Below are 11,935 nucleotides of genomic sequence, written 5' to 3' on the forward strand. Positions count from 1 at the left end.
CTGGCGGGCGCGAGCCTGCTGCAGGCCCGTGTCCACCAGGGTGGTGACCTGACCCGAGATGCTCGATGAGGAGTTGAAGTCGATCATGGCTTCTTCCCCTTCGGCTCTTCCCAGGGCAGGTCGTCCTCCAGATCCGCGAACGGGTTGGCCAGAGGGTCGGGCGCAGGCGTCATGCCGCGTACCGGTGGGTACTTGCTCGCCTCGTGGTGCGCGACCATTGCCTCGGTGTAGCAAGTGACGATGGCGTCGATCACTTGCAGCGCCTCGGCTTCGGAGTAGTCGCCCAGCGGCTTGGTGAAGCCAATCTCGCCCGCAGCCTCGCCGAAGGCCCTGAGGCACTTCTTCATCGCGGCCAGTTCGACATCAGATGGATCGATCATGGCGACCTCCGTACTGTCGACGCGACCTTCCTTGACCCGCAGCCAGTTGCCGTACAGCGCATGAAACGCGTTTTGGCAGCGTTGTGAGCAGAACACCCAGTCGATGGGATAGCGCCGGGGATGGCCGACACCGTGACGGTTGTCGGTGTGGCCGAATCCCCGGGCCTGTCGTTTGCAGACCCAGCATTTCATCGGCCTCCCTCACTGTGCCCACGACGGCTTGCCGGTCACCGGTGCGCGTTGTGGAGCCGGTGCCTGATACGCAGGCGCAGCCGCCTGCGCTGGAGCGCCGGAATGTCCACTGCCCGGAGCCTTGGGCGGCACGCCCATCAGTTTTGCGTAGTCGGGGTGATCAGGCTCGACCGCGATCTTGACCACGTTCCGGTCTTGGCCCTTGCCATCCTTCTCAATGTCCACGCGCGCCAGAAACTCCAGGCCATCCAGTTCATGAAAACCCTGGATGCGGCGCGCGGCGGCGGCCTGCGGGCTGTTGTCCTGAGGATGGACGTTGCGGGCGCTGTTGAGCGCGGCGCGGATAAAGCTGCGCCCCATCTGACCCCAGGTCGGCCCCTTCTTGGAGTGCAGGCCGATGTTGCTCCACATCTTGCGCTTGGCATGGTCGCCCGCCGTGACGACAAACTCGGCGGCGAGGTAGACAGAGCCGGTTTCGAAGGACTCGGTGGCGTAGCCGCCGCCCCAGCCTTGTCCCGGATCGTCATAGCCACCGGGCTTGATGGTCATGCGCACTGGCACGACAGCGCCCTTGGGGATCAGGTCAAAGCCCGACTGTTGGGGATCGGCATCTTGGAAATCAAAATAGTTGGACGACATGGCGATTACTCCTTGGATTCGGTGGTGTTTTCTGCGGTGGGGGTGCCGGTGCAGCCGGGCATGGGCAATGGCGACTGGCCTGCGCACTTGGCGATCAGTGCGCCGAGATGCGGCGGCTCCAGCAGGTCGAGACGACCGCTGCGGTCTTTGGCCGGGAAGCCGTAGGGATTGACGGTGTGGGTGACGAAGGCGCGGTAAGCACTGCCGTCGTCGGCCTTGATCTCGGCCAGTGTCACGACCTCATCGACAATGCCGGGCAGCTCCAGACTGGTCTTGCTGCCTTCGATCTGTGGCACGAACACCTTGCGGTTGTAGTCATCGAGGCGCTCGTCGAGGATGGCGACGAACACCACGTTCTTGCCCCGTGCGTGCTGCAAGTGGGTCAGTGCGCCGATCATTTCCTGGCCGAGCAGGCCATAGGCCGCGCGCAGATCCGGTTTGCCGGAGCGGTCACTGGTGGCACCGGGTTGCGTCTTGCACCATGCGAAGCACTGCCGGGACAACTGCGTGATCGAGTCGAGAAAGAAGGTCTGGTAGCGGTCGAGCTGCGTCGGGCTGCCAAATTTCTCGATGACGTGGTCGTAATGCGCCTGCGAGAACGCGCTCTCCGGCGGCAGTGACTTGTCCGGGCCTGCGAGGAACACGAAAAAGTCGCGGCTTTCCGGCCACGATGCCGGGCGGATGGTGTCGCCCGGCCAATCGGCCACGGCGAGATCGCCCGCCTCAATATCGAGGAACAAGGTGGTGGCAGGGTCGAGGTCTTTGAGCCGGGTGGTCTTGCCGATGCCAGACTTGCCCAGCATCAGCAACTTCACACCCTTGCGTTCGGCCAAGCGCTGCTGCGCGGTAATGATCGGGAGGGACATCACGCCACCTCCTTCAGTTGCTCCGCGACCGCCGGATTCCAGAGGATTTGGTAGCCGCTGTGACCGTTGCGGGAGTACGGCATGGCTTCGGCCCATGCTTCACCGGCCTCGGTCAGTTCCCACTCGTCCCGGTCGTTGCGGAACTGAAGGCCGCCGGATGCCAGCAACTGGTTCGTGGCTTTGGCTGAGCGACTCAGCAATTTGCCGAGCTGTGTGGCGTTGAGCGAGCAGATCGGCTCGTTGGCGGCAGGCAAAGCGCGGCGCAGCACTTCCGTGGTCAGGCCGGTGTTTTCCTGAATGCAGGTCAACGTGGCAGCCATTGCAATGCCGGTCTTGACACCCGGTACCTTGGCGACCGCTTCGCCGATCAGCAGGATGGCGGTGACGCGATCTTGGGTCGGCGCGGGCAAGGCAGCCATCGTGGTGGCGGCGGAATACGCGCCTGTCTTGCGGATTGCAGGCAGCACTTCACCGGTGATCCAGCGCTTGAAGCGCTTGGCGGCATCCTTGGTGCTACCGAGGATCAGGGCGTAAAGCCCCGACTCGTTGACGTGGTTTTGACGTTGACGGCCACCTGCCGTAAGGGTCTCCAATTTCTGGAGATCCTCGGCATCGACGTGGGACTTGATCGCCTGAGACGGATTGCCCATCTCCAGGGCGTCGCAGACATCGGTGGCGTTGAACCACGGCAGACCGAGTTCATCGACCTGGACGCGCACGGCGTGCGCTTCGAACTGGAAGGGAATGATCGCGCTCATGATCAGCCCTCCCACGACACGTCGGCGATACGGTCGACTCCACGCGCGGCACGTTTGCGCATCTCGGTGTGGAGTTCTTCCAGCGCGGTGCGGCGGCGGCCGAGCGCCAGCGATTCCGCGTTGGCTGTCTGGATGGCAAAAGCCAGCTCGTCCACAGTGGCGACATCAAGCGGGACAACGACGTCCTGACCGTCCGCGCGGCGATACCGGATTTCGTCAGGGAGGTGTTCGCCGTAGATGGACGGCAGCTGTTGACGCAGCGAGGCGATGAGATTGGTGCTCATGGTCATTACTCCGAATCGATGGAAAGGGTGAAAGACGGCTTGCCGGAATCCACGGTGCGAGCGGCGGCGAACTGCTGTTGCAAAGCAGGCGGCCAGTTCGTGAAGCGGGATTCGGAGACGGACAACTTGATGTCGAGGTAACCCTCGACCTTCTCGCCTGAGGCGACGATGCGTTCAGCGATCTCAGCCAGTTGCTTCTGATCCCAGCTGACCTTCTTGGGCAGCTCGAACTTCAGGTGCAGCGGGCCATCGCTGATGTGTGCTGTGCCGAAGTCACGGCCGGATTCGCGCAGCGCGGTGCGTGCCTGCTCGCCGTAGCACTGATCCAGTGCCGCATCGAACTTGGTGCGCGCCTTCTTCAGCCAGTCGATGGCTGCATCGAGGTTCTTGTCGATCTCGTGTTTCTGCGCGGGCGGCAATGCGGCCAGTTGGCTGACCGACATCTCGGCGATGTCGGCAGGGAAGATGGTGATGTCATTCATCGCATCTCTCCTCAAACCGCCGCGCGTTCGGATGTCGAGTCGTGCAGCGCTTCGCGCTCAAACTCGAGGATCGCGTCGACCGGGTAGCCGACACGCTTGGACAGCTTCAGGTAGCGTGGACCGCGACCCTCACTGCGCCAGCGCTGCAAAGTCTTGGGGCTAACGCCCCAGCGTTGCGCGAGCTCGTTTTCGTTGAGCACGCGGCGATCACCGGGTGACATGGTGTTGATCGCCTGCTGTGGCGACCGGGGGATACCGCTGGTTGGTGTCTGCATGGAATGCTCCTGTGACGTTGTTGAGTAACAGGTGTCATTCCAAACTTCGGGTGGCGAACCTTTAAGGGACGCAATGGCGAACCACGACGGAACTCCAGGTTCGCCAATGGCCCAGTGCAGAAAAGCAAACGGCGAGCACATGGCTCGCCGTCATCGGATGTGTCTGGAAGCAGATCAGGCGTCGGAGAAACCGAGCAATCGACGCTGCGCAGGCCAATCGCGCGGCAGTTGCTCTTGGCGGCCACGCAAGGTGTGCAGATTCAGGTGGCGTGGCTGACGTCCTTCGAATATCGCCTCCACGATATCGGGGGCCAACATGGTCATGCGCAGGACCTCGGCAGCCCAGCCCGGTTCCACTTTGAAGGCGTGCGCCAAGTCCGTTGTCGTGGAGTAGGTGCCATCGTCGATCAAGCGCTTCCAGTAGAAGGCCTTGCCCAGCGTTTTGATCATCGGCACATCGAAGCCACCGATTCGGTCCGCGATCTCGGGGGCTGGCGGTATCAGCAGCTTCCGGTTCTGGCGGCGCTTGATCGTCAGGGGCACCAAGGTAACCCGCTGCCCCTCGCTGACATAACTGCGCGCCTCGGCTCCAATCTCGATGCGGACGGCGCGCTGGCGCTGGTGGGTCGTGGCATTCATGCCAAAGCCTCCTCGACACGCTCTTGGGACTCTTCGATCAAGGGATGCGTGCTGATGTCCGCACCGAATCCGATCCAACCGTCCTCTCGCCAAACGATATCCAGGCCGTGCCCGTGTAGTTGCACGCGTTCGATCAACAGCCGTGTAATCCGTTGCTGCTCGGCAGGGAACAGTTGCGACCACACGTCACCGATGCGCTGCATGGCGACCACCACCTGTGCCTCGTCCAGCGTCGCCCCCGCCGGATGCTGCTGGCAGGATCTCCACACTGCGATCAGCATTTGCGGCGATGAGAGCGCAGCATGGATTTGCGCCAACACTGCATCTTCGATCTCGGCGGCTGGCAGGTGGCCCACGTCCGGCGTATGCGGAGCCAGGCTGGCACCGGCGTTGCGCCGCTTGTGCAGGTAAGGCACGTAGTAGCGGTACTGCCGACCATTTTTCTTTTTGACGAAGGAGTGCAACATGCGTTGGCCATCCGGTGCAAACAGAAGTCCCGCCAGCAGTGCCGGATGCTTGGCTCGGTGTTCGCGCGGAGCCTGCTTTCGCCTCTCAATGAAGGCGTGTGCCGAGTCCCACAATTCTTGAGAAATGATGGGGTCGTGCTGGCCCGAGTACCACGTCTCGTGATTGCAGATTTCACCGAGGTAAATGCGGTTACGCAGCAAGGTAAAGAGGTACTGCTGATCGATGCTGCGTCCCAATCGCTCCCGACCGGACTGGGTGACCCATGCCTTGGTGGTATGCCCTTCGATTTCCAATTCGCGGACGAGTCGCGCAGCCGAGCCGTGCTCGGCATAGCGGCGGAAGATGTCACGCACCAGCGCGGCTTCACGTTCATTGATGACGAGCTTGCGTTCGACCACGTCGTATCCAAGAGGCGGGACTCCGCCCATCCACATGCCCTTGGCCTTGCTGGCGGCGATCTTGTCGCGGATGCGTTCGCCGGTGACCTCGCGTTCGAACTGCGCGAATGACAAAAGGATGTTGAGCGTCAATCGCCCCATCGATGTGGTGGTGTTGAACTGCTGCGTGACCGCGACAAAGGAGACGCCGTTGCGGTCGAAAACCTCGACCAGCTTTGCGAAGTCCGGCAGGCTGCGCGTGAGGCGGTCGATTTTGTAGACGACCACGGTATCGATCTTCCCCGCCTCGATGTCGATCATCAGGCGGCGCAACCCGGGCCGTTCCATGTTGCCGCCCGAGTAGCCGCCGTCGTCGTATCCGTCGTCGACGGCTATCCAGCCTTCATGCCGTTGGCTGGCAATGAAGGCCAAGCCTGCATCACGCTGTGCCTCGAGGCTGTTGTATTCCTGATCGAGGCCTTCGTCAGTGGACTTGCGGGTGTAGACGGCGCAGCGCTTCTTTGGCGTGACTGCGGGAATCTGGTTTCGCCGCACTGAGCTCATACCGCCTCCTTCTTCGAAGCTGGTGCCTTCAAGCCAAAGAACACCGGACCTGACCAGTGACTGCCCGTGATGCGTTTGGCTACAGCGGACAGGCTCTTGAAGCGTTGCCCCTGGTACTCGAAATCATTCGATCCACGCACCAGCACACGATGCTCAATGTCGTCGTAGACGCGTGTCAGGACGGTACCGGGCAGCAGGCGCTGACTATCGCCGCGCAGTTGCTTGGGCAAGATGCCGGTTTCGCCAACCTCCTCGAGCTTCTTGCGCAGTGATGGTTTCAAACCGCCAAACGCGCGCTCTTGCATCCGGTAGGCCAGGCGACTTTCCAACCAGACCCGATGGTGGTGATTCGGCCGTTCATCGAAATGGTCGTCCCAGAGAGCCCAAAGATCATCCATTGAAAGATGGGGAATAGCCGCGACGCGGGCGGCGACTGAGGCGGGCGTTGGTGAGGTTGCGTGTGCTGTCATGGGCGAACTCCGTTGTTGTGATCGGGGTTCGCATTCACGCGCTGTTGGCCGGGGAAGCCAAGGCAAACGTGCTCGCTGTTTTTGGAGATGTCGCGCGATTGGCGGACACGAAGGCGCAGCAGCGCGGCAGCCAAGAGATCAGCGATTTCTTGATGCCCGTGCCGTGGCCGGTCAGGTGATGTGCAAATGGAGATAGGTTCGATTTCTGTCATGGCAAGCGTTCCGATGGAAAACGCTGCTCATGCTAAAAACCAAGGGCACTTCGCGTAACGTGAATTAGCGTGAGTGCGCGGGTTTGGCGCTATGTCTCTTTGGGCCTATACCAAGCCGCGCGCTGGCCATTCACTTCCCGATACCGAAGCTCGAAAAGGCGGGATTCGTGCACGACCTGCCGCCAACTGCTGCACCCATACTTGGCCGGCAGTTGATCGGGATACCTTTCTGCAATCCATCGTCCAGCAGTAGCGACCGGCGTCCACTCGTCGACAGCCAACTGATCTGCCGCTTCACGCAATGCGCGAACAATTCCGGCTGCGGGCCAATCCACCGAGCCATCCGGCGCTATGCCGTTGATCACCAGATCGCGGAAGGCATCGGACTGGGCAAACTCCGCCGCCAGACGACGGGCCTGATCCATGTGCTCCGCCCAGCCTCGCAGTTGCTCAAAGTGTTGATCGACGCGACTGTAGGCCGCCGCCAAGGACTCTTGCGCACCACGGCATCCATCCTGACTCCAAAGGTCGTGCTGGTCGATAAAGTGGTGCACCAGGTTGTTCCGCAGCAGAACCAGTTCCTTCAGATCGTTTTGCGTCGTATCGAAATCCTCGGCAGACATCCGCAAGCTCATCTTCATCTTGAACGAGATGATGTTGTCGGGCGTATCTGGTTCGGCGACCTCGTCTTGCTCGCCGCTGGTGACATACGTTCCGAGCAGCGTGCCAACCAACGTACCCAGAGTCTTGTTTGCGGCATCCGCAATGCGCTCCGCTTGGTTCGATTCGAGGGGTGATCCTGACGCAGAGATTTCGTGGTGTGCCACGATGGCCTTCATCAGTTGTTCGTACTGCTGCAGACGCAAGAGACAACGGCCCAGCATTCGCTGCACCTCGCGTTGCAAGGTCTGCAGTTCTTCATCTATGGGTTGGATCGGCAAGCCTGTCATCGAGGGACTCACCGTACTGGCAATTGCCCGTTCGAGACGAACTGATCGAAGCTGTCAAAGCTCTCGCCGTCTTGCCAAGACCGATCCCATGACCGTGGTTCAGCACTTTCCAGTAGCAAAAGGGTCAGGACGCGATCTCCTGTGGTGTAGCTGTGCTTGAACTCGCGCAACTTCATGTGTGGTGCCTCCTCCGGGCACCAGATCGCTGCAGACATCTCCGTGCCATCCCACTCCTGCTCAACGGTGGAATCAGCAGCCAGGGTGCCGGGTAATGGTTCCTGCGGATCGTCAGTGCGCCGAATGCGGGCGCGCGTCTTGACCGCGCTGCTGCTGCGCCATTCGTACTTCACGAAACCGTTGTCCCAATAGACAAGGATTGCCCGCTGCGTGGTGAATTTGATGAACCGAATGCACAGCGCCTCGAACGACACCTGGAACCGTTTGGCAAGGGCGCTCAGGACATGCAAGTCGATGTGCTGGTTCGAGATCCACTCGCGCAGCAAGTCGCCAGGCATCAGCAGGTTGCTGGCAAAGTCGTCCGCCTCACGTTCGATGACACGGATAGTGTCAGCGCCGGAGTACACGCTTTCCTTGTCGCAGTTGAAACTTTGCCGCTGATCGCGGTGAAGGATGAAGTGGCCCAGTTCGTGAGCGATGGTGAAACGCTGGCGTTCGGGGTTTGCCTTGCCGTTATAGAAGATGCCCCACTCTGCGGTGTCCTGTGGGTTGCGCACCAACATGCCTTCGCAGCTATTGATGTCCAGCACCATCGGGGCCTTGATCTCCCGCACCCCTTTGCCGTAAGGCGTCTCTGGAAGCATTTGCCGGACGACTTCCAGATCCACGGCATCCGGCATGCCATCGGCGTGCCAGGCCCGCAACCATCTCAAGACGGTGCTGGCCGCGATGGAACCGGTTAGGGGCTGGGATGAGCTCAATTGTCAGACCGCCTTAGTTCTTGTCGGGGAACATGATTTTGAGTGCCTGACGGTAACGATCCTTCTCCTCGTCCGTCATTCCAGCGTACTCGCGGAAGAAGGCCACATCTTCTGGACTGGCCTGAGGAACCTGTTCAATGGGCTCGCCCATGATGTCCTCCATCGTCACGCCCAGCACCCTGGCCAAGGCCTGGACCCGTTCAGCGGAGGGACGCTGGCCGTCCTTCATCTCCAGTTCCCATATATACGCCTTGGTACAGCCGACTTCGTCGGCGACCTGTTGCAAGGTCAATTTCTTCGCCTCGCGTAAGCGTCGCAGGCGTGCTCCGAACGCTGAAGCCATAGCGATGCTCCTGTAGGGGAAAACAGTCAGTTAACAAAAACAAGACCGCCAGTATAGCCGCGAGATACAAATAAGGTCTAGATGTGCCGCTTTGATTGACAAGCGGAAATCTGAGGTTCAGAATCGCGATTGTATCTCGCTGCTTTACTTGTACGAGGTGCGTGTTCAGTAACCTAGTCGCTGGCCAGTGCAGTCCGTACATCGGTCGCAGACCTTCGACGCCGATCCAGAAAGGACGATCAAGATGAAGAAGACCTTTGTCGACGTGATGCTCGAGCTGCCGGTGGACGCCACGCTGCGCGACTTCCTGACCACCCACAGCCTGCCTGTGCCCGATGGCTTTGCCTGGGATGACACACCGGAGACCAGCCAGTTTCTGGTCGAAGCGGTCAAAGTCTGGCCCGACATTGCTGCCCGCGACCGGATGACCGCCAACCTCATGGCCAGCGTTCAGTTGGGCGATGCAGCTGGTAAGCAGGCGATGTTTGAGGCGGCCGTGGCCGATGGTGCTGCGCTTGCGGGTTTGGCGCTGTGTGCAAGCGACATCCACCGTTCCTTCTGGCTCTACGTCCACCACCCGGCACTGTTCGAGCGTGCCTATGACTTCAGCTTTTGGGAACAGCATGGGCAACAGACACAGCAATACGATCTTGGCCTGAAACGCCAACCGAACGGTTCGGATGCCAATCTGACCGCGTTGCGTCACGCCATCTCGGCCTTCTACAAGCGCGAACTCCAATGCGGAGACGGCAGCGTGGCGCACTTGGTCGAGCGCAGCCCGGGCGTGTTCCTGTTGTCGGTCCATGTCAAGGACATGGCGATGCTGCGTCTGGAGTTCGAGGGGGCGACCCTGAAACGCCGGGTCGGCAACCCCAACATCCACATGGTGCTGGAGTACGCCAAGTCCACCGGTGTCGTGCGCACGCTGGTGCGCGGCGGGGCAAAGTATCAGCAAATGCTGGTCGAGGCCTTCGCGGAGCATGTGCTGGGCGTGAAAGCAAGCGCTCACAAGATCAAGTCGCCGACTCTGGATCTGTCGATGCTGCGCACCGGGTTCGATGTGCCGGAGGTCTTTGAGGACGGTTTTTCGATGGTGCAGCTCAAGGCACTCACCCTGCTCAGCCCCGACACGGCGCTGAAGATCGAATGCACGGCGATGCAGTCCAGCCAGCAACGCTCGGTGCACGATTTGCTGAAGGAGAAACTCCCAGGCCCGCTGGAGGGTCAGTGGGCGGTGACAGCGGCACAGGTCAATCTCTATTACCCGCCCGAGCCGGGCAGGACTCGCCCCAAGGTGGTCACCATCGAAGTGACCAGCAAAGGGCGGCTGAATCTGCACAAGTTCGACGCCAAGATGCAGGCGCAGCTGGAAGGCTACTTGGTTGCGGTGGGCATCTTGCAGAAGGGCCAGACCCTCAGCGCCCAGGAGTTGCCGCCGGAGACCGACCCAGTCAGTTCTTCATCCGCTTTCGAGGACTGACCAATGACGACGCACGATGCCTGGGCCCTGGTTTGCCGACTGTTCGCAGGCGGCACGCCGGTGCTGCGGGCCACGCTGTCGCCACGCGAGGTATCTGCTTTGTCTATGCTCGGCAAAGCCGTCAGGCCAACAGTGGTGGATCAGTTTTTTGTGCTCTGTCCCCACTGTCAGCAGCATAGGGCGCAGGTCTGGGGCGATGGACGGGGCGGTCGAATCTGCCGGTGCCCGGAGTGTGGCCAGGTTCCTGTCGAGGCAATCGACGGTGCGGCGTTGGCCCTGGACGAAGACTGGCTGAGGCAGAAAATGCGCCTCGCGCTCGACATCGAGAGCCGCGACGACATCGATGACTTGGGCGACGGTGCTTGGCGGCTCGGTAATGCCCGCAGCTCGCCGGTCGTGCTGGCCCGAGATCTGACGAGAGTGCTGCATGAGCCGTCCTTGCTGGATCGTGTCCGAGTTGCGGGTAGCAACATCCGAGTCATCACTCCCAGGCCGCGCACGACTCGTGGATCGCCCTTCGGCTCAGGAGTGGAATGGCTGGCGCTGGAAGAACGATTCACGTTCTATGGCAACGGGATCTCGTTCATCCCTTCGGCACCGTCTGCAGCGCCAGCAGTGGCCGATCCGGCCGCACCTGTGAACGGGCCATTCTCGGCGGACTTCAAGTGGGCGACGCTGCCGGACGTGCAGGCCACGCCGATCCGGTTCACCGATGGTCAGGCTAAGGTCTTCGAGTCGCTGTGGTCGTTCAAGGGAGTCGAGGTGGACGGAGAAAGGATCATGCAGCGCGCTGGCCAGAAGAGCGACAAGCCGATTGACCTGTTCAAGATCAAGTCTAAGGACAAGGGCAAGCCGGAGCACGAGGCTCGACTGGCGGCCTACGGAGCACTCGTCGTCACGCAGCAACGCGCAGGCTTGTATTCCATGCCTTGCGCGGCGGCAGTGTTGGCGTGACGGACTGCTGCTCCAAGCCCACCCGACAACGAATGGCAATGGCACGCGCGCAAATGATGGTCGCAAAAGGCCATGTGCGTGTGCCACGGCGAAGAAGTTAGCGCCGATTTCGAGAGAAGAGAGGGCGGAACGGAGGGCAACCGGGGATGTTCCTGCCAGGCCACAGGAGCCTGGTCGCACACGCAGAATGTGCGGGAACCCCGCGTGTCATGCGGGAAGCACAAATGAAAACGCCCAACCGAGAACAGTTGGGCGCTGAATTTTGGTGGCCTGGGACGGAATCGAACCGCCGACACAAGGATTTTCAATCCTCTGCTCTACCGACTGAGCTACCGGGCCAAAGAAGCGAAATAATAGCAGCGCTTTTTGACCCGGTCAAGCGCCGCCGGCAAAATTCCTCACTGCTCCGCGGGCTCGGGTTTGTTGCGGCCCAGCTCCACGCCGAGCTGCTTGAGCTTGCGGTAGAGGTGGGTACGCTCGAGGCCGGTTTTCTCGGCCACGCGCGTCATGCTGCCGTGTTCGCGCACCAGGTGGTATTCGAAGTAGGCGCGCTCGAACAGGTCGCGCGCCTCGCGCAGCGGCATGTCGAACGAGAAGTGCATCTCGGCTTCGGGCAGGCGCTGCGGGCTGCCGTTGGCGGTCTCGGCGGCGGCTTCGGCGGCGG

17 protein-coding genes and 1 tRNA gene are annotated in these 11,935 nt (G+C 61.2%); 2 read left to right on the plus strand and 16 right to left on the minus strand.

Going from position 1 to position 11,935, the window contains the following annotated elements:
- Nucleotides 1-83: 83 nt before the first annotated feature.
- The 14 genes from K206_RS0101110 to K206_RS0101175 form a co-directional block, all read right to left on the minus strand.
- The gene (locus K206_RS0101110) at nt 84-572 is read right to left on the minus strand and encodes a DUF6511 domain-containing protein (RefSeq protein ID WP_029043086.1); all 489 of its coding nucleotides are present in this window, start codon (nt 570-572) and stop codon (nt 84-86) included.
- 9 nt (nt 573-581) lie between these two features.
- Nucleotides 582-1,211 (minus strand): hypothetical protein, encoded by a 630-nt coding sequence (locus K206_RS0101115; RefSeq protein ID WP_020200564.1) that lies wholly within the window; start codon nt 1,209-1,211, stop codon nt 582-584.
- Between the two features lie 5 nt (nt 1,212-1,216).
- Nucleotides 1,217-2,077: an ATP-binding protein gene (locus K206_RS0101120; RefSeq protein WP_020200565.1), complete on the minus strand. Its 861-nt coding sequence runs from the start codon at nt 2,075-2,077 to the stop codon at nt 1,217-1,219.
- Complete coding sequence (locus K206_RS0101125; RefSeq protein ID WP_029043087.1) at nt 2,077-2,835, minus strand: BRO family protein; 759 nt, start codon at nt 2,833-2,835, stop codon at nt 2,077-2,079. Before K206_RS0101125 ends, K206_RS0101120 begins: the two co-directional genes overlap by 1 nt.
- A 2-nt stretch (nt 2,836-2,837) precedes the next feature.
- Nucleotides 2,838-3,119 (minus strand): hypothetical protein, encoded by a 282-nt coding sequence (locus K206_RS0101130; protein ID WP_029043088.1) that lies wholly within the window; start codon nt 3,117-3,119, stop codon nt 2,838-2,840.
- A 5-nt stretch (nt 3,120-3,124) separates the two neighbouring features.
- A complete protein-coding gene (locus tag K206_RS0101135; RefSeq protein ID WP_020200568.1) occupies nt 3,125-3,601 on the minus strand; it encodes a hypothetical protein in 477 nt (158 codons plus the stop codon).
- A gap of 11 nt (nt 3,602-3,612) precedes the next feature.
- Nucleotides 3,613-3,876, minus strand: coding sequence for an AlpA family transcriptional regulator (locus K206_RS0101140; protein ID WP_020200569.1), 264 nt, complete (start codon nt 3,874-3,876; stop codon nt 3,613-3,615).
- 174 nt (nt 3,877-4,050) lie between these two features.
- Nucleotides 4,051-4,515 carry a hypothetical protein gene (locus K206_RS0101145; protein WP_020200570.1) on the minus strand — a complete coding sequence of 155 codons (465 nt, stop codon included), beginning with the start codon at nt 4,513-4,515 and terminating at the stop codon, nt 4,051-4,053.
- Entirely contained in the window at nt 4,512-5,924 is a 1,413-nt protein-coding gene (locus K206_RS0101150; RefSeq protein WP_020200571.1) for a recombinase family protein, read from the minus strand. Before K206_RS0101150 ends, K206_RS0101145 begins: the two co-directional genes overlap by 4 nt.
- Nucleotides 5,921-6,394: a DUF2924 domain-containing protein gene (locus tag K206_RS41260; RefSeq protein ID WP_081651278.1), complete on the minus strand. Its 474-nt coding sequence runs from the start codon at nt 6,392-6,394 to the stop codon at nt 5,921-5,923. The genes K206_RS0101150 and K206_RS41260 overlap by 4 nt, the downstream gene beginning before the upstream one ends.
- On the minus strand, nt 6,391-6,606 hold the full coding sequence (locus K206_RS41265; RefSeq protein WP_081651279.1) for a hypothetical protein: 216 nt from the start codon (nt 6,604-6,606) through the stop codon (nt 6,391-6,393). Before K206_RS41265 ends, K206_RS41260 begins: the two co-directional genes overlap by 4 nt.
- Before the next feature lie 89 nt (nt 6,607-6,695).
- The gene (locus K206_RS0101165; RefSeq protein WP_020200574.1) at nt 6,696-7,556 is read right to left on the minus strand and encodes an OST-HTH/LOTUS domain-containing protein; all 861 of its coding nucleotides are present in this window, start codon (nt 7,554-7,556) and stop codon (nt 6,696-6,698) included.
- An 8-nt stretch (nt 7,557-7,564) separates the two neighbouring features.
- On the minus strand, nt 7,565-8,494 hold the full coding sequence (locus tag K206_RS0101170; protein WP_020200575.1) for an ImmA/IrrE family metallo-endopeptidase: 930 nt from the start codon (nt 8,492-8,494) through the stop codon (nt 7,565-7,567).
- 13 nt (nt 8,495-8,507) lie between these two features.
- Entirely contained in the window at nt 8,508-8,837 is a 330-nt protein-coding gene (locus K206_RS0101175; protein ID WP_020200576.1) for a helix-turn-helix transcriptional regulator, read from the minus strand.
- Between the two features lie 244 nt (nt 8,838-9,081).
- Between K206_RS0101175 and K206_RS0101180 the strand changes: the two genes are divergently transcribed.
- Together K206_RS0101180 and K206_RS0101185 are read left to right on the plus strand one after the other, a co-directional pair.
- Complete coding sequence (locus tag K206_RS0101180; RefSeq protein ID WP_020200577.1) at nt 9,082-10,317, plus strand: hypothetical protein; 1,236 nt, start codon at nt 9,082-9,084, stop codon at nt 10,315-10,317.
- A gap of 3 nt (nt 10,318-10,320) precedes the next feature.
- A complete protein-coding gene (locus tag K206_RS0101185; protein WP_029043090.1) occupies nt 10,321-11,271 on the plus strand; it encodes a hypothetical protein in 951 nt (316 codons plus the stop codon).
- 263 nt (nt 11,272-11,534) lie between these two features.
- Here K206_RS0101185 and K206_RS0101190 read toward each other — a convergent pair.
- Together K206_RS0101190 and K206_RS0101195 are read right to left on the minus strand one after the other, a co-directional pair.
- Nucleotides 11,535-11,610, minus strand: a tRNA-Phe gene (locus K206_RS0101190).
- 59 nt (nt 11,611-11,669) lie between these two features.
- Nucleotides 11,670-11,935, minus strand: a 266-nt coding sequence (locus tag K206_RS0101195) for a helix-turn-helix domain-containing protein (protein ID WP_020200579.1), incomplete at its 5' end; no start/stop codon positions are given.

Source organism: Cupriavidus sp. WS, from assembly GCF_000395345.1.
GTDB classification, from domain to species: Bacteria; Pseudomonadota; Gammaproteobacteria; order Burkholderiales; family Burkholderiaceae; genus Cupriavidus; species Cupriavidus basilensis_B.